This is a genomic window from Geothrix limicola (assembly GCF_030268085.1).
Lineage (GTDB): Bacteria > Acidobacteriota > Holophagae > Holophagales > Holophagaceae > Geothrix > Geothrix limicola.
The window spans coordinates 1,083,166-1,106,052 of sequence record NZ_BSDE01000001.1; the positions used below are offsets into that span (position 1 = coordinate 1,083,166).

A 22,887-nucleotide genomic window follows, 5' to 3' on the forward strand; every position below is an offset into this window, starting at 1 on the left:
GATGAGCGAAGCCGCACCCGACCCGAATCCCACTCCCATGCCCGAGATTCCACCTTCGCAGGAGGCTGAGGGATCGAGCCCTGCGGATGGACATGCGTTCCGTCACTTCAAAGAACTCCTGGACATGATCAAGTTCGAACACACGGTGTTCGCACTGCCCTTCGCCCTGCTTGGCGCCCTGGGCGCGGCCCAGGGGCTTCCGCCGCTGCGCACGGCCTTGTGGATCCTGGCGGCCATGGTGGGGGCCCGCACGGCGGCCATGACCTTCAACCGGCTGGTGGATGTGGATGTGGATGCGGAGAATCCCCGCACGGCCTCCCGCGCCCTGCCGGCGGGCCGCGTGTCCCAGGCGGGCGCCGTGGCGCTCATGGGCGCGGGCATCGTCCTGTTCGGCCTGGCCGCCGGAGCTCTGGGGCCTCTCACCTGGGCCCTGTCGCCCCTGGCGCTCGTCATCATCCTCGGTTATTCGCTCTGCAAGCGCTTCACGGCCTGGGCTCACGTGGTGCTGGGCCTCTCCCTTTCCGGCGCGCCCCTCGGCGCCTGGATCGCCGTGGCGGGCCGCATCGAGGCGCCGGCCCTCTGGCTCTCGGGCGGCGTGCTGGCCTGGACGGCGGGCTTCGATATCCTCTACGCCCTTCAGGACGAGGCCTTCGACCGCGCCATGGGGCTGCACTCCATCCCCTCGAAGCTCGGCACCCACGGTGCCTTGCTGCTCTCCCGCAGCCTGCACGTCCTCGCGCTCATCTGCTGGGGGATGTTCAACCACCTGATGGGCGGCCACCTCTGGGCCTGGGCGGGATGGGCGGCGGTCGCGGCCATGCTCGCCCGGGAGCAGTGGCTGGTCCGGGGCGGAAATCTGTCGCGGATCGACCAGGCTTTCTTCACCTTGAACAGCCTAATCGGCCTCGTTTTTTTCGCGGGCCACGCCCTGGAATACTGGCTGTCGAAGTCGCTGCTGGCGCCCCTCTAGTCCGTAAGTCGTAATAGGGCGACTCGCTTACATGGGCACTCCCAGGTATGCTGGAAGGCCATGTCCACCCCACTGCCCGAACGCCGCCGCGCTTTGCGATCCAGCCGCCCCGATTCTGGGCGATGGCTCACGGTGATGGTCGTCTTCAGCCACCGCACCTTCCGCTGGTCGCTCACCCGGAGGCTGATGCTCTGGGTGCTGGGGGGCGTCGTGGGCTTCTGGGCCCTCGCGATGATCGGCTCGGGCTACGGCATGTGGGCGACGAAGAAGATCATGAGCTTCGGTCGCCTCCAGAAGGAAACACAGGAACAGCAGGAGCAACTGCGCACCTCCCTCGATCAGGCCCAGGCCCTGGAGACGGAAGTCGCCACCCTGCGCAAGCAGCACACGGAACTCCTGAAGCTGCTGGACCCGAAGGCCCAGACGGGCAATCCCCTGCCCACGCCGCCGGATCAGTCGAGCCTCACGCCCCTTCCCTCGGGCACGCCGCTGCCTCCGGGCACCCAGGAGCGCCTGTCGCGCCTCCACCAGGATCTGGACTACACCGCTAAGCAGGCCGCCGTGGTGCGTGCGCGCATGGAACCCGTGATCCGGGCCTGGAGCCACACGCCATCCATCCCGCCCACCGCCGGCTACCTCAGCTCGGGCTTCGGCGTGCGGGTGAGCCCCTTCTCCCGCTCCAACGAGACCGGGGATGGCCTGCTCGGATACCACTCGGGACTCGACATCAGCAACGTGCTGGACACGCCCATCCAGGCCACCGCCGACGGTGAAGTGGTGGAAGCGGGTTGGATGGACCGCTACGGCTGGGGTGTGCGCGTGCGCCACACCGAAGATCAGGAAACCCTCTACGGCCACTTGAACCGCCTGGACGTGAAAGTCGGGCAGAAGGTGTCGCGGGGGGATATTCTGGGGAGCATGGGACGCTCAGGAAACGCCACGGGTGTCCACCTCCACTACGAGGTCCGCCGGAACGGGAAGCCCGTGAATCCCCAGCCCTACCTCCGGCTCCAGCGCCAGTGGCTTAGCGCCCTCGGCAGGCAATCCTGACTCAAGGCCTGACTCTAGGAGTGACCCATGGCCGTCTTCCGCAGCGCCAAAACCAAGCCTGAATCCGCCCCGGCCATCCATTCGCTGCTTGGGAAGGACGTGGTGTTCAAGGGCGAAGTCCACACGAATTCGCATAGCTTCCGCGTCGAAGGCGTGGTCGAGGGCACCATCCACTCTACGGGCGAGGTCTCCATCGCGCCCGGCGGCCTGGTGAAGGGAAACATCTTCGCCAAGCACCTGGTCGTCACCGGCCGGGCCGAAGGCATCATGAAGATCACCGACTGCCTGGAGATCCATGGCACCGGCTACGTCGAAGGCGATGTGGAAGTCGGTTCACTCGTGGTCGACGAAGGCGGAACCCTGCAGGGCGTCTGCGTCCGCAAGGACCAGGCCGCCGCCACCCAGGAGGCCAGCAGCGTGGCCAAGGGCGGTTCCCTGCCTTCGCCCAAGCACCTCGACATCGATCCCAAGAAGGTCGACCTCAAGCGCTGAGACCGGCCCCTAGCGGAACAGCGGTCCTGGGTCCGACTTCACACCCAGGTAGGCGTAGGCAGCATCGGTGGCCTTGCGGCCCTGGGGCGTGCGATCGAGGAAGCCCACCTGCATCAGGTAGGGCTCGACGAGATCTTCCAGCGCCCCCTCGTCCTCGCCCAGCGCCGCGGCCAAGGTGCGCAGACCCACGGGCCCGCCGCGGTGCTTGTGGCAGATGGCCTGCAGGTACTCGCGATCCAGCGCGTCCAGCCCCAGGTCATCCACCTCGTGCAGCTTCAGGCAGGCTTCCGCAGAGGCCTCGGTGATGGTGCCGTCGCCCTTCACCTCCGCGTAATCGCGGCAGCGGCGCAGCAGGCGGTTGCAGATGCGCGGGGTCCCGCGGCTGCGCCGCGCGATGGCTTCCGAACCTTCCTTGGCGAGGTGGATGCCGAGCAGGTCCGCCGAGCGGTTCGCGATGATGGCCAGTTCGGCACGGGTGTAGAACTCCAGGCGATGCACCATGCCGAAGCGGTCGTGCAGCGGTTTCGAGATCAGGCCGGCCCGCGTCGTGGCACCCACCAGGGTGAAGGGCCGCAGGTCCACCTTCAGCGTCTGGGCGCTGGGCCCCTGGCCGATGAGGATGTCCAGCTTCCGGTCCTCCATGGCCGCGTAGAGCAGTTCTTCAATGGGCGCCGACAGGCGGTGGATCTCGTCGATGAAGAGGAATTCACCCGCCTCCAGGTTGGTCAGGATGGCCGCCAGATCGCCCTTCTTCTCCAGGGCCGGGGCCTGGATCACCTTGCAGGGGGCGCCCATTTCGTTGGCCAGCACGTGGGCCAGAGTCGTCTTGCCCAGGCCCGGAGGGCCGAAGAGCAGCACATGATCCATGACCTCGCCGCGACGGGTGGCGGCCTGCAGGGCGATATCTAACCGCGCCTTCACCTTCTCCTGGCCGATATATTCCACGAGCCTCTGCGGCCGCAGGGAGTATTCGACCGGGTCCTCCGCGCCATCACTGGGATCGAGATCAGGGTGTCGATGCATGACTCCTATTCCCTCACGGGACTTCCACTTGTGTCCAGCCGATGGCCGGATAATCTTGGTCTCACGCAGTTCAACCCCGCCTTCCACCCCTCCACGCCCGGGAGATGTCGTGGCCCAGCGCTACCAGCTCCTGATCCGAGACCGACACGGGTTCGAGCGCAGCGTACCGCTCACGCGTTCGGTCACCCTGGGACGGCAGAGCCTCTGCGACGTGGTGCTGTCCGACAGCATGATCAGCCGCACCCACCTGCGGCTGGAGCTCCGCGACGACATCTGGTGGGCCGAGGACCTGCAGACCACCCACGGCAGCTTCTACAAGGATCAGCAGCTCGGACGGGTGGCCTGGGAGGCCGGCACGCCCCTGCGCCTGGCGGACGGCGCCTACACGCTCACCCTCGTAAGCCAGGACCAGAGCAGTTCGGAGCTGCACCTGCAGGCCATCCTCGAAACCGCCCAGCTGCTGGCCGAGGAAGTCGACCTCGAAGACCTGCTTGAGCAGTCCCTCGACAAGCTGCTCTCCATCTCGGGCACCGACCGCGGCTTCCTCATGCTGCTGGAGGACGGCGAGCTCATGACGCGCGTGCAGCGCAACCTGGGCAAGGAACTCGAAGGCAGCATCCAGGTGTCCCTTTCCAGCGTCCACAAGGTCTTCGAAACAGGGGATCCCATCTGGATCCTCAACGTCGCCGACGAACACCATCTCATGAACCACCTGTCCATCCAGCGCCTCGAACTGAAGACAATCCTCTGCCTTCCGCTGCTGCTGCAGGGCCGGCGGCTGGGCGTGGTCTACCTCGACAGCCGACGCCCCATCACCGAGCCCCCCGACCGTGAAACCTTCGAGGCCATCGTCGCCCTCTGCGCCATCGCCATCGAGCGCACCCGGCTCTCCGAAGAGAACCTGCGCAGCCACGTGCTTGCCACCGTCGGTCAGGTGGCCAGCTCCATCGTCCACGACTTCAAGAACGGCCTCTTCGTCCTCCGCGGCCACGCGGACCTGCTGGAACTTTCCACCGAGGACCACAAGATCCGGCATCACTGCAAGAAGATCCTGGAATGCGTGGACCGCCTCACCCACCTGAGCCAGGACGTCCTCGATTTCGCAAAGGTGCGCGAGCCCAACCGCGAAACCGTGGATTTGAAATCCTTCCTCGATGCCATCCTCGAGCCAATGGTTCCGCGCGCCGCAGAACTGGGCGTCCAGCTCCGGGCCGAAGGCCATCCCTGCCTGGTGAAACTCGACCCGGGACGTTTTACGCGCGTCATGGAAAACATCATGGCCAACGCCCTCGATGCCACCACGGACATGAGTGGGGAGGTGCTCATCTCCTGGTCCCAGGTGACCGGGGGCGTCCAGATCCGGGTCCGGGACCGGGGCCGCGGCATTCCGCGCAAAGTCATCAAGCGGATCTTCGAGCCCTTCTTCAGCTATGGGAAGAAGAAGGGGACGGGGCTGGGCATGGCCACCGTGAAGAAGATCGTCGAGGAGCACGGCGGCACCCTGGAATTCATCAGCGAGGAAGGCTCGGGCACGGAGGTCATCATCACCCTGCCCGAACACCCCATCACGGGCACCTTCAAGGTCTGCGATGAATCCACCGGGAATCACCGGGTGCTGGGTTCGGAGGGCGCATGACGGGGATCCGCGTTGGACAAGGCTTCGACGTCCATCGGTTCACGAGCCCCGAGGAACACCGGCCCCTCCTGCTCATGGGCTGCGAGATCCCCCACGACCGCGGCCTCGTCGGACACAGCGATGCCGACGTCATGCTGCACGCCCTCATGGACGCCCTCCTGGGCGCCGCGGGGCTCGGCGACATCGGCCAGCACTTTCCCGACACCGATCCGGCCTTCAAGGGTGCGGACTCGGCCCAGCTGCTGCAGCGGGTCATGGGCGATCTGGCGGAGCGGGGCTGGCAGGTGGTGAATGCGGATGTGTGCCTGATCGGGGAGCGCCCCAAAATCGGCCCCCATCGCCAGCGGATGCGGGACCGCGTGGCTCCGATCCTGGGCGTCCCTTCCGAATCGCTGAACGTGAAGGCCACCACCACGGAGAAGCTGGGCTTCACCGGGCGCGGCGAGGGCCTTGCCGCCCAGGCGGTCGTCCTGATTCAGCGTGGCTGAGACCTCTGCGCCATTCATCGCATATGATGGAAGGTTCGGAGGGTTCATGAAGTTCCACCCCGCAATTCCCGCCATGGTGCTGTTGGGCGCCGCGACCTTCATGGGCTGCAAGAAGGTGCCCCTGACGCCCAGCCACCCCATTCCCGCGGGATCGGTGGTCTTCCGCTTCACGCGCACCGTGAGCGGCCCGGTGGAATTCAGTCTCGACGGCACCCGCCTTCCCATCCAGCAGCTGCCCAAAGGCGCCACCAGCCTGCAGCTGAAGGGCCTCACGCCCGGCAAGCACCGCTTCGTCCTCACGAGCCAGCGGGAGATCTTCAGCCCGGATACCGGCGAACTGGACCTGTCCGGCGACAAGGGCATCTACCAGGTCACGCTCGTCCAGAAGCTCGATTCGGTGCTCTACGGCAAGCCCGATCCGCTGCCCACGGCCGAGGGCATTCCGGGCGTGACCGCGACCCTCCTCAAGTAGCCATGGCCGTGGTGGCCCGGACCCGCCAGCGGGACCACGCGCTCCGCGGGCGCGGGACCCTCATGTCCGCCTGCCTCGCAGAGGGCCTGCCCGTGGCATCGGCCTGCTCGGGCCGCGGCGCCTGTGGGAAATGCGTAGTCACGGTGCTGCAGGGCGCTGACGTATTGGCCCCTCCCACCAGCCGAGAGCTCACCGTGCTTGCGAGAAATGCCGCGACGACCGGTCAGCGTCTGAGCTGCCAGTGCCGAATGCCACTTCCCTCCGCCGACCTGCTCATCACCACGGGCTACTGGTGAGGCGCGCGGCCTGGATCGGCCTCGGCCTGGCACCCCTGGTGGGCCTGGTCGGATTCGTCGGCTGGAAGACCCGCTCCGTGGCCCGCGAGCTGGTGGATCCACCCTTCTACCGGGCCCAACCCCTGGCGCGCGTCGAGGGCACCTACCGGGAGCTGGCGAAGGGCCAGGACGGCGATCCCGGGGGCACCTGGTCCAGCGAGGAGGTGGAGGGGCTCCAGCTCTGGCGCCTCGCCCGGCCCACCCCTTCGCCCGGCGTCGTGCTGCTCCTGCACGGCTTCGGCGACGACCGCTGGGGCACCAGCCCCGCCCTCAAGTGGTTCCCCCGGCTGGATGCGGCCATCTTCACCTACCGGCGCCGCGACGACGCCATGCGCCACGGTGGCCCCGTGCCACCCGTGACCTTCGGGGTCGTGGAATCCCGCGACGTCATCCGGGTGGTGCACCACCTCGAAGCCTCGGGTCTTTCGCGCCGCCGCATCCTCCTGCTCGGCCGCAGCCTCGGCGCGTCCGTGGGCCTGCTGGCCCTGGCGGATCTGGAGCGCGAAGGCAAGGGCCCCCTGGCGGGCATCATCTGGGAGGGCGCCCCCGCCAGCAGCCGCAGCTTCGCAGAGCGGCTCGTGCGCGGCCCCGAGGACCGCTGGTGGCACGTGCTCGCGCCCCCCATCGGCGCCATGGCCGCCTTCGCCGCAGGACGCATGGGCGGGTATGCGCCCGAGGAAACCGACCTCGTCCGCCGCATCGGTGACCTTCGGCTGGCCACGCCCAGCCTCTGCTTCCTCGCCACTCAGGATCGCCTGGCACCCCCGGCCGTGCAGCGGATCGTGGCGGCGCACTTCCGTGAGGGCCGGATGATCGAGGTGCCCACCTGGCACCTGCATTGTTCGGATGTCCTGGGCGCCGCCTACACGGGCGCCATCGGAAACGCGGTGGACACCTGGTTTCCCAAGACCACCGACATGGAAAAGGGCCCCGAAGGGCCCCAATCGATGCGGTAAGACCTAGGCCTATTCGTCGTCTTCGTTGGCGGAGACGGTGGCCCGGAGCAGCTTGGGCGTGATGCGCTGCACGACGGGCTCGAACACCTTGTTGACGAGCTCCTCGTCGTACTGCACTTCAGCGCCGGTGCCCGCCACCTTCACGCTGGTGTCGTCCACCTTGTCCTCATCCTTCCAGGCCCCGAGGATCTCGCCGGTCTCCACGGAGATGAGGCGGATGTCCAGGCGGCCGGTGAAGGAGGCCTTCTTGACGTTGACGCTGCCTGCGACGGCGCCGGCCATACCACTGCCCGTCACCTTGCCCACCAAGGCGCCCACGCCCCAGCCCGAGCTGAAGCCGCCTTCCTTGTAAGCGAAGCGGGTGACCTTGCCGGTCATCACATACTTCACGCCCAGCAGCTTGCCGATCTTCTGCACCGTGGCGGTATCCACTTCGCCGCTCTGCTGGAACTGCAGCTCATCGCGGATCTCGTTGAGGCGCTCGCGCTCGATGACACGGATCTTGTTCTTGCCCTTCTCCACGATCTCCGTGGTGAAGAGGTCGCGCAGCTGGTTGGAGATGGTGCTCATCTGGTTGCCCCATCCACCGTGGTGCCAGCCGTGCCAAGCGTCGGGCGCGGCCTTGAACTCCAGGATGGCGATTCGCGGCAGCTTGGCCTTCTCCTCCTTGGAGAGCTTCTTCTGCGCAAACACGGGGGAAGCGACGGCCAGCACCGCCAACAGGGAAAGGAACAGCTTGTGAAGGCGCATGGGGACTCCTGTCGATGCCGAAGGGTTCAGTCGTCGATGAGCTTGCTGCGCAGCTCTTTGCCCAGCTTGAAGTAGACCACCCGCTTGGGCGGGACCTGGATGCTCTCGCCGCTGCGGGGGTTCCGTCCCTGGCGGGCCCGGCGGTCGCGCAGGCGGAAGCTGCCGAAGCCGCGCAGTTCCACGCCTTCGCCGGTCTTGAGGGATTCGATGATGCTCTCCAGGAACGTGTTCACCAGGAGGTCAGCATCTTTCTTCCCCAGTTCGAGCCGCTCCATCAAGTGTCTGGACAGGTCGGCCTTGGTGAGGGTCTCCATCGATTCCATGGGAACTCCGGGGTGAGGGGCTTGGGTGACGTGAAGGCAGTCCTCAATAAATCCCCATCTTTGCTCCGCGGTCAAGAGGGACATCTCCATCCATTTGAAAAAAAGGGGGGCCGAGGCCCCCCCAGGTCCAGACCCGCTGGTCCATCAATCCATGAGCCACTCGAGGAGGAAGCGGGGGCCTTCGCCACTGCCCCCATGGGTCCGGTAATCCCGTTCCTTGCCCGACCAGCTCCCCGAGAGGTCGATATGGGCCCAGGAAGACTGCCCTACGAACTCGCGGAGGAAGAGCCCTGCGGTGATGGTACCTCCCCAGCGGATGCCCGTGATGTTCTTCAGATCGGCGAGGGGGCTTTTCAGCAGGTCCGTGTATTCCTCGACCAGGGGCAGCTGCCAGAGATACTCCCCGACGGACCCGCCGGCATCCATAAGACGTTCCACCAGCTTTTGATCCGTGCCCATCACCGCGGACACGCCATCACCCATGGCGACGAGGGCGGCTCCCGTCAGGGTGGCCAGGTCCACGACGTGGTCGGCGCCCATCTCGCTGGCGAGGTGGAGCAGGTCCGCCAGCACCAGACGGCCTTCGGCATCCGTGTTGAGCACCTCGATGGTCTTGCCGCTGCGGCTGCGGAGCACATCGCCCGGCTTGTAGCTGGAACCGGAGGGCATGTTCTCCACCAGACCCATCAGGCCCGTCACCTGCACCGGGATCTCCAGCTGGGCGCAGGCGACGAGGGTGGCCAGCACGATGGCCGCGCCGGTCATGTCGTCCTTCATCGTTTCCATGCTCGAGGCGTCCTTGAGGGAGAGGCCGCCGGAATCGAAGCAGACGCCCTTCCCGACGAGCACCACGTGCTTCTTCGGCTTCTCCTTCGGCTTATATTCCAGCTTCACGACCCGCGGAGGCCGGACGCTGCCCTGGCCGACCGCCAGCACCGAGCGGAATCCGCCCTTCTCGAGCGCGGGCACGTCCAAGACCTCGCAGTGGAGCTTGTGCTGCTTGGCGAGCTTGACGGCCGCCTCGGCGAAGACTTCGGGATAAAGATCTCCCGCAGGGGTGTTGGAGAAATCGCGGACGCGGTGGCAGGCGGCCACGCCGGCCTCGACCGCGGGCAGCTTGCGCCGCGCCTTCCGGGTGTCATCGCCATTGGTGAAGATCTCGATGGACGAGAACTGCTTCGCTTCGGGTTTTCCGCCTTTGAAAGTGACGAAATCGTAATTGGCGAGCAGGGCGCCCTCGGCCACGGACACCTGAACCGCATCGTGATCCAGCGTGGAGGTGGAAGGCGACAGGATGCCGATCTTCTTCCACTTCTTCTTCAGGCAGAAGCGGCCAGCCGTGCCCACGGCCTTGCGGATCTTGTTGAGGGTGACCTTCTCTTCGTCCCCGAGTCCGACCAGCACCATCCAGCGGCTTTCCTTGACGCCATTGGGGTGGTGGAGCGGCACAACTTCAAGATAGTCCGCCTTGAAATCCTCTTCATCCATCACCTGGCGAGCGACTTTGCTGATGGCAAGCGGCAGACGATGGCGTTCGCGCCCCGAGAAAACCGGAACGATTAAAGCGTCTCCCGCGAAATCCTTACCGGTCTGTGAGCTGATATCCACTGAAGGCATGGGAGTTCCTCCTGGCCAACGAGACTAGGTGGATTCCGCAAAAAAGAAAAGAGCATTTTTTGTTCATTATTTGTCACAGAATTACAATCCGTTAGTGCCCACTTTTTCATCACTAGTCAATGGGATAAGTTCCGGTTTCCGATGGGATCATGGTTCCTTGCGGTGCTCCCGGGGCCCGCAGACACGGAACCTTCATGGATCTCGCCCCCAGCCACCGCCTTCCCTTCCAACTTCCAGGCCCCTGGCCCGCCTGCGCGCAGGGCCTGCTGCGGGAAGGGGCTGCCTGGCTGCACACCGGAGATACCGGGGAAGGCCTCCTGGCGCTCCCGGGGCCGACCCTGCGATCTACCTGGGACGGTCAGGCCTGGGTGACGACGCGAGAGAGCACTCCCCTGCCCCAATCCCCCTGGGCGGCCCTGGAGGCCGCCGTCCAGGCGAGCCCCTTCCCCTGGGTGGGCGCCGCTTCCTTCGAACTGGCCTGCGACGAGGCGGACCTGCCCAGGAAGCCCCTCGAGCCCGGCTGCCTGGGCCAGCACTGGATGGAGGTGCGCGAAGCCCTCCACGTGCAGGACGGGAAAGCCGAGCTCTGGTCATGGACGAAGGCTCCTCCCGAGGCCGCAGCATGGGAGGCGCGGCTCTCCCCCGCCTGCGCCCTCGGCCGCGCCTCGGCCGACCTGGAGGCCCGGTGGGAGGAAGCCCAGCATCACGAAGCCGTGGAATGCATCCGGACTCGCATCCTGGAGGGCGGCTTCTACGTGGCCAACCTGTGTGTGCCTTTCGAGGGGCGCCTCACCGGTGATCCCGTGACCTTCGCCTTGTCGGCCTTCCACCGCGCCCGTCCCCCCTTCGGAGCCCTGCTGGACCTGGGCGACCTCCGCCTGCTGAGCCTCAGCATGGAACGCCTGCTGGCCCGACGCGGGGACCGCCTCTGGTCCCAGCCCATCAAGGGCAGCGTCCCCCTGACCGGCGATCCGGAGCGGGACGAGGCCGCCGCCGCGGCCCTGGCCGCCGATCCCAAGGAGCGCGCCGAACACACCATGATCCTCGACCTGGTGCGCAACGATCTGGGCCGCGTGGCCACGGCCGGTTCCGTGCGCGTGGTCCGCCCCATGGCCGTCGAACCCTACCCCACCGTGCAGCACCTGGTCAGCACCGTGGAAGCCAGGGCCCGTCCTGGGCTCGTCCTGGCGGACCTGCTGCGCGCCGTGCTGCCCGGGGGAAGCGTCACCGGCGCGCCCAAGCACGCGGTCTGTCGTCACCTGGCCCAGGCCGAGGCGGCCCCCCGCGGCTTCTACTGCGGCGCCGTGGGCTGGATCGCTCCGAATGGCGATCTGGACCTGGCCCTGCCCATCCGCACCGCCCAGATCGAGGGCGAGCGCCTCACCTACTGGACCGGGGGCGGCATCACCCACCGCAGCGATACCGGCCGCGAGTGGGCCGAACTGCACCTCAAGACCCTCGCCCTCCTTGGGTGAACGTGAGCGAAGCAGACGCGGTGGACGGGCTTGGCCCGGCCACCGCGTGGGGGTGCACGAGGGGGGACGCAGAGGACGCGAAGCGTCCGGGCGGTCCCCCCTCGTTCATGTCAGGCCGCGCTGGCCCGCTTCAGCAGTTCCTCGAAGCGCTCGAAGAGGTGGGCCCTCGGCCCCTTGGGCTGGCGCTTCAGCACCATGCCCGCCTGCTCGGGCGTGCGGCCCCCCTTGACCTGGTTGCAGGACAGGCAGCAGCCCACGAGGTTCTGCCAGGTGGTGGAGCCGCCCTGGCAGAGCGGCACGACGTGATCGACCGTCGTGGCCTTCCGCTGGCAGCCCTCGTACTGGCAGACGAAGCGATCGCGGCGCAGCACCCGGCGCTCCAGGCGGCCCAGCAACAACTTGGAATCGCTGCAGGCCTGCACGTGGGGGAAGATGATCAGCTCGAGCCGCCCCTCCAGGTTGCCGTGGCGTTCGAAGGTGGCCGGATTCAGGACATGGGCCCGTCCTGCGACGACGGCGCACAGGGCGCGGCGGCGGCTGACTTCCTGCATGGGGACGTAGTTCCGGTCGACGGCGATCACCTCGCCGATTCCATGCCGTTCACGTCCCTTCAGCATCTGACCCCCGGGGTTGGGCCGAATCCTAAGGCATTCTTTCGAATTGTGAAGTGAATTATTCGCTTCGGTACGGGTTTGGCAGGGCCGCCAGACCCCCTTCTTCCGGAAGCGCCTCCACCCCGGCCAGACGCTTCTCCATGAGTTCCTTCCGCTTGGAGACGTCCCCCAGTTTGGAACTGGCCTCGTCCAGCTTTTTCTGGACCGAGGCCAGCGATTCCCCGAATTTGCCGAATTCGGTCTTCACCTGGCCCAGCAGTTTCCAGACCTCGCCGCTCTGCCGCGAAATGGCGAGGGTCTTGAACCCCACCTGCAGGCTGTTGAGGAAGGCCGTCAGGGTGGTGGGCCCCACGAAGGTGACCTTGCATTCCCGCTGGATCCGCTCCAGCAGGCCCGGTCGCCGCAGGGCCTCGGCATAGAGCCCTTCGAAGGGCAGGAAGAGCAGCGCGAAATCCGTGCTGTGGGGCGGGGCGATGTACTTGTCGCGGATATCCCGGGCCTGGGAGAGCAGGCGCACCTCCAGGGCCTTGCCGGCGGCCTCGACCGCTCCGAGATCCCCGAGTTCGTAGGCCTCCATGAGCCGCTGGTAGTCCTCCAGCGGGAACTTCGCGTCGATGGGCAGCCAGACACTGCCGCCCTCCTCGACCCCCGGCAGCTTCACCGCGAACTCCACCATCTCGGCGGCGCGGGGCCGGATCCGCACGTTGGCCGCGTACTGCCCCGCGGATAGGAACTGCTCCAGCAGGGCGCCGAGCTGGGCCTCGCCGAGCACACCGCGGGTCTTCACGTTGGTGAGGGCCCGCTTGAGCCCGCCCACGTCCTGGGCCAGGGACTGCATCTCGCCCAATCCCTTCTGTACCTGCTCGAGGCGCTGGGCCACCAGGTTGAAACTTTCGCCCAGCCGCTTCTCCAGAGCCTCGTGCAGCTTCTCGTCCACCGTGCGCCGCATCTGCTCGAGCCGGACCTCATTCGAGGCCTGGATAGCTTCCAGGCGCCGCTCCACCTGCTGCTGCACCTGGTGCAACTGCGCGGCCTGCTCCTCCCGCGAAGCCCTCAGCGAATCCTGGGTGGCCGCGGCGAGCAGCCGGAACCCTTCGGCCAGCTTCTCGGCCTGGGCCGTCTTCAGGTTGCCGAGTTCGGCCATCAGCGGCCGGAGCTGGACCACCAGGGCCTGCTGGGCTTCGCTCCGGTCCCGCGAAGCCAGATCCTCCGCATGGCGCCGGAGCGCCTCGAAGGGCGCGGGGTCTGCGGCCCCGCGCCGGAACCCGGCCCAGCAGGCCAAGGCGGCCAGACAGCAGGTGAGGAGGGAAAGCGCGAGAAGGGGGCTCATCGCGCCATCATCGCGTGGCGGACTCGTCAGGCATTGTCCATTTCGCCAGGCGCCCATCGCCCTGCGGGCTGATCTCCAGACGCGCCACCCAATCCGTGGGCCAGGGCCCTTCCCCGCCGGCCCACTCGACCACCAGGCGGTCTGCGGCCTCGAGGGTCTCCTCCAGCCCGAGGCTCCAGGCCCCTTCCGGGCCCGGCCGGTAGAGATCCAGGTGGAAGAGCCGGCCTGCGGGCGATTCGTAGCGGTGCAGCACGGCGTAGGTGGGCGAGGCCACCTCGTCGGGGTCGCCGCCCAGCCCCCGCAGGAAACCGCGGGTCCAGGTGGTCTTCCCGGCGCCGAGTTCCCCCCGCAGCAGCCAGGTACCTCCCGGTGGCGTGAGCCGGGCCAGGGTTTCGCCCAGGGCCTCGGTGGCGGCGTCGTCTGCGAGAAACAGCTCAGGCACGCGCCGACTCCAGACTCGGGTCGCGCAGCAGCTCGGGCAGCAGGTTCGCCAGGTCGCGCGGCAGCAGTCCCGCACCCGGAAGCCGATCCCCGGCGGCGCCGTGGAACCAGGCAGCCGCCGCGGCGGCTTCGCGCATGGGCAGGCCCTGGGCGCGGAAACCCGCCACCATGCCCGCCAGCAGGTCGCCACTGCCCCCGGTGGCCATGCCGGGGTGCCCCGTGGGATTGATCCAGAGATCCTCCTGGGCGCCGCCGGCGATGACGCTCTGGGCCCCCTTGAGAATCAGCACGCCGGGCCGACCCGCCGCCACCTGCCGCGCCTGCGCCAGACGCTCATCCATCAGGAGCGGACGGGAGAGCCGGAAGAGCCGCGCGAACTCGCCGGGGTGGGGCGTGATGGCCGTGCCGGGCCGCTCCATCCAGCGCTTGCCTTCACCTTCTTTCAGGGCCGATGCATCCAGCACCATGGGGCCTTCCCATTCGGGCACCTGGGCGACGCCGCCGGGGCCCACCAACAGGACATCCGCCTCCTTGGGCAGGGATCCCCGCCAGGGCTGCACCATGGCTTCGGGCACCTGGGCGGCCACCTCGGCGCGCACCTCCGCATCCGTCAGCACCGTCACCAAACCCGCCCCCACGCGCAGGGCGCCCAGGGCCGCCAGCACGGCGGCGCCGCTCATGCCCACGCTGCCCGCGCGGATGGCCACGTGCCCGAAGCTGCCCTTGTGGGCGTTCCAGGCGCGGGGAGGCAGTACCGGGCGTTCCAGCAGGTGCATCCGGGCCTGCGGCGCCCGGTCCAGGGGAATGGGAATCACCGTGATCTCGCCGCAGCATTCGCGGGCGGGCAGCAGGCCGTGGCAGACCTTGAGGGCGCCGAAGCAGGCCGTGCGGGTGGCGCGCACCACCTCGCCGGGCAGTTCGGCCATGCTGGGATCCAGTCCCGAGGGCAGGTCCAGCGCGAGCACGGGCAGGCCCGATGCGTTCAGGGCCTTGGCCCAGGCCAGGACGGGCCCCTCGAGTGGTCGCGTGGTGCCGAGGCCGAAGAGCCCGTCCACCACCCAGCCCCGCCAGGTGCGCATGAGCTCGGCGGGATTCGACGTCGTCGAGATGTCGCCACCCAGGCCCTGCCACAGCCGCGCCTGGGTGGCCGCGTCTCCGCGCCACTCGGTCTGCGCCAGGGGGGACCAGACCGAGACCTGGCGCCCCTGCAGCCGCGCGAGCCGGGCCAGGCCCAGGGCGTCACCGCCGTTGTTGCCCGGCCCGGCCAGTACGTGGATCGGCTCACCGGCGGGAATCAAGGCGAGGGCCCCGAGGGCCGCATGCTCCTGAAGCAGCAGGGACGAGATGCCCCAGCCCTCGATGGCCTGGCGCTCCGCGGCCCGCATGTCGTCGGCGGTGAGGAGTGGGATCATCCCAAAAGTGTAAGGTATGCCGCCAGGGCCCTCGGAAACAGCTCCATTTCAGCGGCGTAGACCCGCTTCTGCAGGTCTTCGGCCGTGTCGCCCGCGATTACGGGCACACGCATCTGCTCGAGGATGCGTCCGTGATCGTACTCGCCGTCCACCAGATGAACGGTGGCCCCGGATTCGGGTTCGCCCGCCGCCAGCACGGCCCGGTGCACGTGCATCCCGTACATGCCCGGTCCGCCCCAGCGAGGCAGCAGACCGGGATGGATGTTGAGGATGCGCCCTTCCCAGCGCCGGGGCACCGTCAGCTTCTTCAGCCATCCGCAGAGGCAGATCACCTCGACCCCGGCCGCCTCGGCGGCCTGGTAGCAGGCTTCGGAAAAGGCCTCGTCGGAATCGAAATCCTTCCGGACGACGACGGCCGTGGGCAGGCCTTCGGCTTCGAGCCGCTGGATGCCACCGGCCTTCGACGTGGAGGCCAAGCCCAACACGGGAAGCCCCGGAACCCGGCCCTCGCGGCAGGCCCTGAGCAGGTTCAGGGCGTTGCCGCCGGTGCCGGAGATGAAGAGCGCGAGTCGTTTCACTGGAGAGCCGTCAGCACCACGGTATCGGCGATGTCCTGGGCGCTGCAACCGCGGCTGAGGTCGTTGGCGGGTTTGGCCAGGCCCTGGAGGAAGGGCCCGATGGCCGCGCAACCACCCATGCGCTCGGCGATCTTGTACGAGATGTTGCCCGCGTCGAGATCCGGGAAGACCAGCACGTTGGCCTGGCCAGCCACGGCGGAACCGGGCGCCTTGCGCTGGCCCACGGAGAGCAGCAGGGCGGCGTCGGCCTGCAGTTCCCCGTCCACGGCCAGATTCGGCGCCTTCTCCTTGATGATGGCAAGCGCGGCCCGGACCTTGTCCACGCAGGGATGCTCGGCGGATCCGCGCGTCGAGAAGCTGAGCAGGGCCACGCGTGGCTCCACGCCCATGACGCTGCGCGCGTTCTCCGCGGCGGCGATGGCGATGTCGGCGAGCTGCTCGGGCGTGGGATCGGGCACCACGGCGCAGTCCGCGAAGATCACCGCGCCCTGCTCGCCGAAGGAGGCCTCGGGATGAATCATCATGAAGAAGCTCGATACCGTCTTGATGCCCTTGGCCGCGCCGATGGCCTGGAGGCAGGCGCGCACGGTCTCGGCGGTGGTGTTGAGGGCGCCCGCCACCATGCCGTCGCAGTGGCCGGACTGCACCATCATGGCGCCGAACCAGAGAGGGTTGTGCACGGCCTCCAGGGCCTGGGCCTCCGTGATGCCCTTGGCCTTGCGCCGCTCGAAGAAATCGCCGGCCAGTTCCTGCAGCAGGGGACTCGTGGCGGGATCCACCATCTCGGCGCCCTTCAGCGACAGGCCCAGGGCTGCACCCCGCTTGGCCATGTCCGCGGGATCACCCAGCAGCGTGAGGCGGCAGAGGCCCTGGTCCAGCAGCAACTGGGCCGCCTGCAGCGTGCGATCCTCGCGGCCCTCGGGCAGCACGATGTGGCGCTGCAGTTCCTTGGCGCGGGCGCGGAAGCGCTCCATCCAGCGGGCGTGATTGGCGTGAGTCATGGATTCCTCCGGGATCGGGATGGGGACGTCAGCGGATCGGATCGGCGAGGAAGGCTCGAGGATCCTGACCGGTGCGGTCATGGAAGGTCTCGGCTAGGCTCGGCGCGCCCGAACTGGCTTCGTCCAGGTACATCGCTTCCACGCGATGCATGGGCAGAAAACGGGTGCCCAGGGCCACCTGATCGGCCTCGCCCGTGCGGACGAGGGTGAGCACCTCCTCCCAGGGCGTCAGGTCGAGGCCGCGGACCGCGATGCCGGAGGCGTCCAGACCGAGGATGCGGCCCCAGATCCGCTCCCGCGGCGCCTGGAGCACCACCACCACCAGGTCACCGGATTGGAAGGGCATGGACATCATCATGAAGGGGACTCCAGCAACGATTCTGGCAGGCGGTGCTTGCAGTGCGGGGCTTAGAGGGCGGGACCTTCGACGATGAGGCGGCTTTCGGTGAAGCCCTCCATGGCCCAGCGGGGTCCCTCGAATCCATTGCCGCTGGCGCGCACGCCGCCGAAGGGCGCCGCATCGAGGCGGAAGGTCGGCGGCAGGTTCAGGAGCACGCCCCCGGCCCTCAGCCTGGAAGCGGCCAGACGCAGGTTCCGCTGGTCCCGGCTGTAGGCGCTGGCCCGCAGGCCGAAGCGCGTGGCGGAGGCCCGCGCCAGGCCTTCCTCGAAGCTGTCCACGGTGGTCAGCACGGTCACCGGCGAGAAGGCTTCTTCGCACTGGAACGGATCCTCCTCGGACAGGCCCGTGAGGATGGCGGGCGGAAGCAGGGCGCCCTCGCGCTTTCCCCTCAGGAGCACGGTGGCTCCGGCCGCCACGGCACGATCCAGCTCCTCGTCCACACGGCAGGCGGTCGCCTGGTCGATGAGCGGACCCACCACCGTGGCCGGGTTCGTCGGGTCCCCCACGGGCAGATCCTTCACCGCCTCGACGAAAGCCGGGACGAAGGTGTTCCAGAACTGCCGATGCACATAGATCCGTTGGGCTTTGGAGCAGTTCTGCCCGGCTCCGGCCACGGCCGCCGCCGCGAGTTGCCGCGCCACCGCCACCGCATCCACGCCCTCATCCACCACCACAGCCCCGTTGCCGCCGAGTTCGAGCAGCAGCCGCTTCCCCGCCAGCACCTGTTCCAGGTGTCGGCCCACCCGCTCGGAGCCGGTGAAGCTCACGACGGCGATGCGCGGATCCTTGGCCAGGGCCTCGGCAGCCACAGGATCGGAGCCCGCCAGCTGGAGCAGGTGCACCGGGGCGGTCATGAGGATCCGCGCCGCTTCGAAGCTTTCCCAGAGCAGTCGCGAGGTCTGGGGCGCCTGGGGGCAGGGTTTCCACACGACGCTGCAACCCGAGCCGAGCGCCGGGGCCAGCTTGTGCATGGCCAGATTCACCGGGAAATTGAAGGGCGTGATCGCCAGCACGGGACCGAGAGGAAAGCGGCGGAGCACCGCGCGGCATCCTTCTGCGCCGGGCATGAGGTCGTAGGGAACGGTCTCCTCGCCGAAGGCGGCCACGGCTTCGAGGGTCACCTTCAGCGTCGTCTCGGCGCGTCCGACTTCTGTCCGGGCCAGGGTGATGGGTTTCCCCGTCTCCCGCGTGATGGTGTGCGCGAGTTCTTCGCGAACCAGGACCACCTGTTCCAGCCAGGCCTCCAGGAGTTGCCTGCGGGCCAGCCTGGACGAAGGTTCCCATGCGCCAAAGGCCCGCCGCGCATTCCCCGCCAGCCCTTCCCAATCCTTTGCGCCCATGGCCCACCATCCCAGGAAAGATCCGCCGGTTCTCCGGCCCCATCCAGCATAGCCTCGGCTTCCGGCCCCACGCATGAACGCGGTCACATCGCACCGCCCCCGAGCGCGTTCCGGGACCTCCGTGCATCGAAGGCCTTCGGCGGGTCCCAGGCCCAGAGAAGGCTTGGATGTTAGGACCTGCGAGTAGACTGGTGGCCTGGAGTTCCTATGACCAAGCCCCTCGTCCCCACCGACCTACTCAAATCCGTTCAGGCCGCGGACAAGCCCGTCTCCAGCGCCTCCGCCTCCAAACCCAAGGCGAACGCCGGTCCCAAGCCCGTCGTGCGCGCCTCCACCAAGCCCCAGGGCAAGAGCGGCGTGGCCCACACCCGCATGAGCAACCGCGGCAAGTAGCCCCTAGCGCTGGATCCAGGCCACGAGCAGGGCCGCCGCCAGGGAGGCCCCCAGCGCCCCTGCGAGCCGACGACCGAAGGCCCGCCCCCCCGAAACCCACGCGAATGCGGTTTTGGCGCACGTGTTCGCACCGATGGCGAGCACGATGGCCAGCGCCGCTGTCGCCGCCGGCAGGTTCATGCTGTGGACCTGACTGCTTACGGCCAGGGTGATGGGATCCACATCCGCCAGGCCCGAGAGGCCCGCCGTGAGCATCAGGCCACGGTCCCCGAACCAGGCCCGGGCCGCGGCGGATACCAGGATGACCGTCGCCAGGGCCAGGCCCCAGGCCGCGGCCCGCTTGAGGTGGAAGGGGTTGCGGACGGGCAGCTCCTCCCCGTGGGCCTGCCGGGCACTCGCCCGGTAGATCCAGCCGCTGGTGCCCAGCAGCACCAGCACCATGGCGCCCAGGGGCAGGAGCAGCGGCCGGGCCAGGGTCGCCCCACCGACCACCGCCGCGAGCACACCCACCCGCAGGCCCATGACCGCACAGGCCAGCAGGACGGCCACCTGCCCCTCGTCGCGCAGGGAGTCATCCTCGCGGGCGAGGCGCGCCATGGTGACGGTCACGATCGTGGAGCTCACGAGCCCGCCCACCAGGCCCGTCATCAGCGCGCCCCGGCGCGAGCCCAGCACGCGGCTGAGCGCGTAGCCCATGAAGTCGACGGAGGCGATGAGGGCCACCATCCACCCCACCTTGCGCGGTGACAGGACGCCCCAGGGGTCCAGGGCCCGGATGGGCAGCATGGGCAGCAGGATGGCGAAGACGATGAGCAGCTGGATCGAGGCGATCAGATCCTCGCGGTGCAGCTTGGGGATCCACGCGCGGATCCAGGGCTTCGACAGCAGCAGCAGGGTAACGATGACCGCCACCGCCACGGCCAGCAACGCGTCCTGGGTGAGCAGCATGCCCAGCAGCGGTGCCGAAAGCGCGGCGATCTCCGTCGTGAGCCCGCGATCCGAGTTGCTCGTTTCGAAGTAGTACAGGCCGATCATCACCGTCGCGAAAGCCATCACGGCGATGGGCATGGCCACGTTGGCGCCGCCCACCTTCACCGAGATCCAGCCGAGCAGGGTAAGCAAAGCGAAGGTGCGGGCCCCCAGGCTGCCATGGGTGGCCGGAAGGCCGTCCGTCGCCCGGCGCAGCTGGGGTTCCGCGCCACCTTCCTGGCGCCGCTCGAAGCCACTCCGTTCCCGTTCGAGGCCCATCATCAGGCCCAACGCCACGGCCATGGCGGCTTCCTTCAGGGTGGACAGGTCGAGGCTCAGCATGGCACTCCCGCAAGTTCCTAATCGGCCAGATTCCAGACTTGGATATGGCTGGTGCGTTTCAGCACCTCGGCCACGAGATCGGGCGCAGCGCACCCGAAAGTGCGCACCCGAAACGACTCTCCACCGGGCAGGTGGACCACGTGCACCGAGGCGCCTCCGGGAAAGTCCGGATGCCGCGCCAGGGGCCGTGCCAGGGCTTCCAGATCGAGCCCCTCGAACCAATCTCCTGGAAGCGGCGCCATCCGCGCCCCGGGCACCAGCGCACCCACTTCCCGCGCCTGAAGCAGGACGAGGTGGCAGGCCCCATCTTTCAGCCCGCGCCAGCAGAGGAAGGGCGGGAGCGTTCCGAACCCGATGCCCCCCTTGCGCACCTCGGGCCAGGCCCGCAGGGAATCGATTCCCGCCTCGTCTGCGGCCGCCATGGCGAGGATGGCGAGGTCGGGCGAGGCCGGCGGGATCCAGGGTTCGACGTTGAGCATCTCGACGAGCATCGCATATCGGGTAGGCTGGGGCCCATGTGTACGACACGACATCCCTGGATGCCCGGACTCGCCCTTGGGGGGCAGGCATGAGCCAGACGCCTGTGATCGCCACCGGCCAGCAGATCGGCGCCGGATGGAGCCCTGCACTCTCCGTCGCCAAAGCCCTGGCCGCCCTGGCCGAAGCTCGCCGCACGGGCGCCGAGGCCGTCTACTGGATGGCGGACGAGGACCACGACCGCGCCGAGGTGGCCACCGTGGTGGGATGGGCCGGCGAACGGCTGGTCCGCCACCGCTTCCGCTTCGAGGCCCGCCCCAACACGTCCACGGGCTGGCTGCCCTGGACGTCCGAACACCAGGCCGAGGCTGCGACACTCTGGGGGCCACTGCCCGAACCGGAATCGCCCACGCTGCGGGGCCACGTCCTCGCCCTCGGGCGACCCCTCTGGGAACGCGGGCTCCGGCCCTTCTCGCCCACGGATCCAGCGGTGCGCCAGCCCATCCAGGCCGAGCTGGAACGCTGGCGCGGCCTCGATCTCGAAGTCCCCCTCATTCAGCAAGCCGAGGCGCTCAGGGCCGCCGGCGCGCCCGTTCCGCTGGATCCCAGCGTGCAGGCCGCCTGGTTCTCCCTGGATCCCCACAGCGGACGCAGGCAACGCCTCGATCATGGCGCGCCCCTGCCAGCCGGGCACTGGCTCAGTCCCGGGGCCGCCCTCCGCCCCCTGATGCAATCGCTGCTGCTGCCCGTCTCCGCGGTGGTGCTAGGCCCCTCCGAACGCGCCTACTGGCGGCTCTGCGAGCCCCTTTGGGAGCGCGTCGGCCTCGTCGCCCCGAAGATCATTCCGCGCCCGAGCGTGTACGTGGTGCCCCGCGGATTCCGCGTGGCCTCGGATCAGCTCGACCCCCTGCGACTGGGGGCCTGGGGCGGGCTGGCGGCCTGGTCGGGCCCCCTTCCCACGACGCGTTTCCAGACCGTCGAACCCGATGCCTCCTGGCCGCCCTCCCTGCAGGAGCGCTTCCGGCACGAGCAGAGGCGCAGCCGGGAACGGCTGGAGAAGCTGGACCGGCGCCTCCACCGCGACGCCGCACGAGAACTCTTCGGCGGTGATCCGGAACACCTGCGCCAGATCCTCTTCCCCTTCGGCAAGCCGCAGGAGCGGGTGATTCCGGGCCTGCCCTGGCTGAGGCAGGGCGACCTGCTCGACGCGATCCTGGAACGCATGGACGGCACGCGCTCCGTGATCCTGGTGGAGGAACCATGAGACTGGCATCCGGGAGCCCCGCATCCGAACCCCAGGGCCTCGACCTTCTCGCCGTGGGCGCCCATCCCGATGATGTGGAGGTCCATGTGGGCGGCCTCCTGGCCCTGGCTTCGGACCGGGGCCTGAAGGCCGCCATCCTTGATCTCACCGAAGGCGAACTGGGTACCCGCGGCACCGCCGACACGCGCCGCGGCGAAGCCCTGGAAGCCGCTCGGATCCTCGGTGTTCCGCGCCACCAGCTGAGCCTCCCGGACGGACGCTTCACCGAGGCCGAGGACCAGCGCCTGTGCCTGATGATCGAGATCCGCCGGTTGCGTCCCAAGGTGATGATCCTTCCCGCGCCGGATGACCGCCATCCCGATCACCGCCGCGCCCACCGGCTCTGCATCGAGGCGGCCTACTACGCGGGCCTCAGGAACTATCCCTGCGAGGGAAATCCCTGGCGACCCGAGGCCCTGGCCTGGGTGGGCGGCGAGAACCCCGGCGTGCCCGATCTGCTGGTGGACGTGAGCACCGTCTGGGAGCGACGTATGGCCGCCTTCGACGCCTTCGGCAGCCAGTTCTCCAAGGACGCCTCGCAGCCCGTCACGCGCATCGCGCACCCCGCCTTCCGGCGCGGCGTCGAGGGCCGCGCCATGCACTGGGGCTCCCAGCTCATGTGCGACTGGGCCGAGGCCCTCTGGTGCGCCAAGCCCGTGCCCAGGGCCCTGATGGATCTTCTCGCGCGGTTGTCCTAGGG

Annotated in this window: 26 protein-coding genes; 12 read left to right on the forward strand and 14 right to left on the reverse strand. The window is 68.4% G+C overall.

The features are described 5' to 3' along the window. Position 1: 1 nt before the first annotated feature. Genes QSJ34_RS04620 through QSJ34_RS04630 form a run of 3 tightly spaced genes read left to right on the forward strand, consistent with a single transcriptional unit; the run spans position 2 to position 2,512 of the window. Complete coding sequence (locus QSJ34_RS04620) at positions 2-970, forward strand: UbiA-like polyprenyltransferase (RefSeq protein WP_285570954.1); 969 nt, start codon at positions 2-4, stop codon at positions 968-970. Between the two features lie 60 nt (positions 971-1,030). Beyond that, entirely contained in the window at positions 1,031-2,020 is a 990-nt protein-coding gene (locus QSJ34_RS04625) for a M23 family metallopeptidase (protein ID WP_285570956.1), read from the forward strand. Between the two features lie 27 nt (positions 2,021-2,047). Continuing rightward, on the forward strand, positions 2,048-2,512 hold the full coding sequence (locus QSJ34_RS04630) for a bactofilin family protein (RefSeq protein WP_285570959.1): 465 nt from the start codon (positions 2,048-2,050) through the stop codon (positions 2,510-2,512). Positions 2,513-2,521: 9 nt separating this feature from the next. On the opposite strand, the gene ruvB is transcribed toward QSJ34_RS04630, so the two are convergent. Then, positions 2,522-3,535, reverse strand: coding sequence for a Holliday junction branch migration DNA helicase RuvB (ruvB, locus tag QSJ34_RS04635; protein WP_285570962.1), 1,014 nt, complete (start codon positions 3,533-3,535; stop codon positions 2,522-2,524). Positions 3,536-3,644: 109 nt separating this feature from the next. Between ruvB and QSJ34_RS04640 the strand changes: the two genes are divergently transcribed. Genes QSJ34_RS04640 through QSJ34_RS04660 form a run of 5 tightly spaced genes read left to right on the forward strand, consistent with a single transcriptional unit; the run spans position 3,645 to position 7,422 of the window. Continuing rightward, positions 3,645-5,171 carry an ATP-binding protein gene (locus tag QSJ34_RS04640; RefSeq protein ID WP_285570965.1) on the forward strand — a complete coding sequence of 509 codons (1,527 nt, stop codon included), beginning with the start codon at positions 3,645-3,647 and terminating at the stop codon, positions 5,169-5,171. Then, the gene (ispF, locus tag QSJ34_RS04645; RefSeq protein ID WP_285570968.1) at positions 5,168-5,659 is read left to right on the forward strand and encodes a 2-C-methyl-D-erythritol 2,4-cyclodiphosphate synthase; all 492 of its coding nucleotides are present in this window, start codon (positions 5,168-5,170) and stop codon (positions 5,657-5,659) included. The genes QSJ34_RS04640 and ispF overlap by 4 nt, the downstream gene beginning before the upstream one ends. 46 nt (positions 5,660-5,705) lie before the next feature. Then, positions 5,706-6,131: a hypothetical protein gene (locus tag QSJ34_RS04650; protein WP_285570970.1), complete on the forward strand. Its 426-nt coding sequence runs from the start codon at positions 5,706-5,708 to the stop codon at positions 6,129-6,131. A gap of 2 nt (positions 6,132-6,133) precedes the next feature. After that, complete coding sequence (locus tag QSJ34_RS04655) at positions 6,134-6,427, forward strand: 2Fe-2S iron-sulfur cluster-binding protein (protein WP_285570972.1); 294 nt, start codon at positions 6,134-6,136, stop codon at positions 6,425-6,427. Next, positions 6,424-7,422 carry an alpha/beta hydrolase family protein gene (locus tag QSJ34_RS04660; protein ID WP_285570973.1) on the forward strand — a complete coding sequence of 333 codons (999 nt, stop codon included), beginning with the start codon at positions 6,424-6,426 and terminating at the stop codon, positions 7,420-7,422. The genes QSJ34_RS04655 and QSJ34_RS04660 overlap by 4 nt, the downstream gene beginning before the upstream one ends. Before the next feature lie 9 nt (positions 7,423-7,431). Here QSJ34_RS04660 and QSJ34_RS04665 read toward each other — a convergent pair whose 3' ends face one another. The 3 genes from QSJ34_RS04665 to QSJ34_RS04675 form a co-directional block, all read right to left on the reverse strand. Beyond that, positions 7,432-8,172: a CsgG/HfaB family protein gene (locus QSJ34_RS04665; protein ID WP_285570975.1), complete on the reverse strand. Its 741-nt coding sequence runs from the start codon at positions 8,170-8,172 to the stop codon at positions 7,432-7,434. A gap of 26 nt (positions 8,173-8,198) precedes the next feature. Next, a complete protein-coding gene (locus QSJ34_RS04670; RefSeq protein ID WP_338001170.1) occupies positions 8,199-8,495 on the reverse strand; it encodes an HU family DNA-binding protein in 297 nt (98 codons plus the stop codon). A 144-nt stretch (positions 8,496-8,639) separates the two neighbouring features. Next, positions 8,640-10,112: a leucyl aminopeptidase gene (locus QSJ34_RS04675; RefSeq protein ID WP_285570977.1), complete on the reverse strand. Its 1,473-nt coding sequence runs from the start codon at positions 10,110-10,112 to the stop codon at positions 8,640-8,642. A 194-nt stretch (positions 10,113-10,306) separates the two neighbouring features. Here QSJ34_RS04675 and QSJ34_RS04680 point away from each other — a divergent pair, with 194 nt between their 5' ends. Continuing rightward, positions 10,307-11,587, forward strand: a complete 1,281-nt coding sequence (locus tag QSJ34_RS04680) for a chorismate-binding protein (protein WP_285570980.1) — start codon at positions 10,307-10,309, stop codon at positions 11,585-11,587. Positions 11,588-11,697: 110 nt separating this feature from the next. On the opposite strand, the gene QSJ34_RS04685 is transcribed toward QSJ34_RS04680, so the two are convergent. The 8 genes from QSJ34_RS04685 to QSJ34_RS04720 are packed head-to-tail and all read right to left on the reverse strand — an operon-like array spanning position 11,698 to position 18,703. Next, on the reverse strand, positions 11,698-12,204 hold the full coding sequence (locus QSJ34_RS04685) for an HNH endonuclease (protein WP_285570982.1): 507 nt from the start codon (positions 12,202-12,204) through the stop codon (positions 11,698-11,700). 55 nt (positions 12,205-12,259) lie between these two features. After that, positions 12,260-13,531 carry a DNA recombination protein RmuC gene (locus QSJ34_RS04690; protein WP_285570985.1) on the reverse strand — a complete coding sequence of 424 codons (1,272 nt, stop codon included), beginning with the start codon at positions 13,529-13,531 and terminating at the stop codon, positions 12,260-12,262. A 7-nt stretch (positions 13,532-13,538) separates the two neighbouring features. Then, positions 13,539-13,973 carry a tRNA (adenosine(37)-N6)-threonylcarbamoyltransferase complex ATPase subunit type 1 TsaE gene (tsaE, locus tag QSJ34_RS04695; protein ID WP_285570988.1) on the reverse strand — a complete coding sequence of 145 codons (435 nt, stop codon included), beginning with the start codon at positions 13,971-13,973 and terminating at the stop codon, positions 13,539-13,541. After that, positions 13,966-15,384 carry an NAD(P)H-hydrate dehydratase gene (locus tag QSJ34_RS04700; protein WP_285570991.1) on the reverse strand — a complete coding sequence of 473 codons (1,419 nt, stop codon included), beginning with the start codon at positions 15,382-15,384 and terminating at the stop codon, positions 13,966-13,968. Before QSJ34_RS04700 ends, tsaE begins: the two co-directional genes overlap by 8 nt. Beyond that, complete coding sequence (gene purN / locus QSJ34_RS04705) at positions 15,381-15,962, reverse strand: phosphoribosylglycinamide formyltransferase (protein WP_285570994.1); 582 nt, start codon at positions 15,960-15,962, stop codon at positions 15,381-15,383. Before purN ends, QSJ34_RS04700 begins: the two co-directional genes overlap by 4 nt. Beyond that, on the reverse strand, positions 15,959-16,963 hold the full coding sequence (gene pta, locus QSJ34_RS04710) for a phosphate acetyltransferase (RefSeq protein ID WP_285570997.1): 1,005 nt from the start codon (positions 16,961-16,963) through the stop codon (positions 15,959-15,961). The genes purN and pta overlap by 4 nt, the downstream gene beginning before the upstream one ends. Before the next feature lie 28 nt (positions 16,964-16,991). Further along, positions 16,992-17,321: a hypothetical protein gene (locus tag QSJ34_RS04715; RefSeq protein ID WP_285571000.1), complete on the reverse strand. Its 330-nt coding sequence runs from the start codon at positions 17,319-17,321 to the stop codon at positions 16,992-16,994. Between the two features lie 50 nt (positions 17,322-17,371). Further along, positions 17,372-18,703 (reverse strand): aldehyde dehydrogenase family protein, encoded by a 1,332-nt coding sequence (locus QSJ34_RS04720; RefSeq protein ID WP_285571003.1) that lies wholly within the window; start codon positions 18,701-18,703, stop codon positions 17,372-17,374. 207 nt (positions 18,704-18,910) lie between these two features. On the opposite strand from QSJ34_RS04720, the gene QSJ34_RS04725 reads away from it, so the two are divergent. Further along, positions 18,911-19,096 carry a hypothetical protein gene (locus QSJ34_RS04725; RefSeq protein WP_285571006.1) on the forward strand — a complete coding sequence of 62 codons (186 nt, stop codon included), beginning with the start codon at positions 18,911-18,913 and terminating at the stop codon, positions 19,094-19,096. Positions 19,097-19,099: 3 nt separating this feature from the next. On the opposite strand, the gene QSJ34_RS04730 is transcribed toward QSJ34_RS04725, so the two are convergent. Together QSJ34_RS04730 and QSJ34_RS04735 are read right to left on the reverse strand one after the other, a co-directional pair. Beyond that, on the reverse strand, positions 19,100-20,407 hold the full coding sequence (locus tag QSJ34_RS04730) for an MgtC/SapB family protein (protein WP_285571009.1): 1,308 nt from the start codon (positions 20,405-20,407) through the stop codon (positions 19,100-19,102). A gap of 17 nt (positions 20,408-20,424) precedes the next feature. Beyond that, a complete protein-coding gene (locus QSJ34_RS04735; RefSeq protein ID WP_285571012.1) occupies positions 20,425-20,898 on the reverse strand; it encodes a hypothetical protein in 474 nt (157 codons plus the stop codon). Positions 20,899-20,975: 77 nt separating this feature from the next. On the opposite strand from QSJ34_RS04735, the gene bshC reads away from it, so the two are divergent. Next, positions 20,976-22,148, forward strand: a complete 1,173-nt coding sequence (gene bshC, locus QSJ34_RS04740) for a bacillithiol biosynthesis protein BshC (RefSeq protein ID WP_285571015.1) — start codon at positions 20,976-20,978, stop codon at positions 22,146-22,148. Then, on the forward strand, positions 22,145-22,885 hold the full coding sequence (gene bshB1, locus QSJ34_RS04745) for a bacillithiol biosynthesis deacetylase BshB1 (RefSeq protein ID WP_285571017.1): 741 nt from the start codon (positions 22,145-22,147) through the stop codon (positions 22,883-22,885). The genes bshC and bshB1 overlap by 4 nt, the downstream gene beginning before the upstream one ends. Positions 22,886-22,887: the final 2 nt, after the last annotated feature.

Coding starts and splice junctions, on each gene's coding strand:
- QSJ34_RS04620 (WP_285570954.1), top strand. CDS start 2: ATGAGCGAAGCCGCACCCGACCCGAATCCCACTCCCATGCCCGAGATT.
- bshC (WP_285571015.1), top strand. CDS start 20,976: ATGAGCCAGACGCCTGTGATCGCCACCGGCCAGCAGATCGGCGCCGGA.
- QSJ34_RS04630 (WP_285570959.1), top strand. CDS start 2,048: ATGGCCGTCTTCCGCAGCGCCAAAACCAAGCCTGAATCCGCCCCGGCC.
- QSJ34_RS04690 (WP_285570985.1), bottom strand. CDS start 13,531: ATGAGCCCCCTTCTCGCGCTTTCCCTCCTCACCTGCTGTCTGGCCGCC.
- QSJ34_RS04685 (WP_285570982.1), bottom strand. CDS start 12,204: ATGCTGAAGGGACGTGAACGGCATGGAATCGGCGAGGTGATCGCCGTC.
- QSJ34_RS04665 (WP_285570975.1), bottom strand. CDS start 8,172: ATGCGCCTTCACAAGCTGTTCCTTTCCCTGTTGGCGGTGCTGGCCGTC.
- QSJ34_RS04655 (WP_285570972.1), top strand. CDS start 6,134: ATGGCCGTGGTGGCCCGGACCCGCCAGCGGGACCACGCGCTCCGCGGG.
- QSJ34_RS04670 (WP_338001170.1), bottom strand. CDS start 8,495: ATGGAATCGATGGAGACCCTCACCAAGGCCGACCTGTCCAGACACTTG.
- QSJ34_RS04650 (WP_285570970.1), top strand. CDS start 5,706: ATGAAGTTCCACCCCGCAATTCCCGCCATGGTGCTGTTGGGCGCCGCG.
- ruvB (WP_285570962.1), bottom strand. CDS start 3,535: ATGCATCGACACCCTGATCTCGATCCCAGTGATGGCGCGGAGGACCCG.
- ispF (WP_285570968.1), top strand. CDS start 5,168: ATGACGGGGATCCGCGTTGGACAAGGCTTCGACGTCCATCGGTTCACG.
- QSJ34_RS04700 (WP_285570991.1), bottom strand. CDS start 15,384: ATGATCCCACTCCTCACCGCCGACGACATGCGGGCCGCGGAGCGCCAG.
- QSJ34_RS04715 (WP_285571000.1), bottom strand. CDS start 17,321: ATGATGATGTCCATGCCCTTCCAATCCGGTGACCTGGTGGTGGTGGTG.
- QSJ34_RS04720 (WP_285571003.1), bottom strand. CDS start 18,703: ATGGGCGCAAAGGATTGGGAAGGGCTGGCGGGGAATGCGCGGCGGGCC.
- QSJ34_RS04725 (WP_285571006.1), top strand. CDS start 18,911: ATGACCAAGCCCCTCGTCCCCACCGACCTACTCAAATCCGTTCAGGCC.
- QSJ34_RS04675 (WP_285570977.1), bottom strand. CDS start 10,112: ATGCCTTCAGTGGATATCAGCTCACAGACCGGTAAGGATTTCGCGGGA.
- pta (WP_285570997.1), bottom strand. CDS start 16,963: ATGACTCACGCCAATCACGCCCGCTGGATGGAGCGCTTCCGCGCCCGC.
- QSJ34_RS04680 (WP_285570980.1), top strand. CDS start 10,307: ATGGATCTCGCCCCCAGCCACCGCCTTCCCTTCCAACTTCCAGGCCCC.
- QSJ34_RS04730 (WP_285571009.1), bottom strand. CDS start 20,407: ATGCTGAGCCTCGACCTGTCCACCCTGAAGGAAGCCGCCATGGCCGTG.
- bshB1 (WP_285571017.1), top strand. CDS start 22,145: ATGAGACTGGCATCCGGGAGCCCCGCATCCGAACCCCAGGGCCTCGAC.
- QSJ34_RS04735 (WP_285571012.1), bottom strand. CDS start 20,898: ATGCTCGTCGAGATGCTCAACGTCGAACCCTGGATCCCGCCGGCCTCG.
- QSJ34_RS04625 (WP_285570956.1), top strand. CDS start 1,031: ATGTCCACCCCACTGCCCGAACGCCGCCGCGCTTTGCGATCCAGCCGC.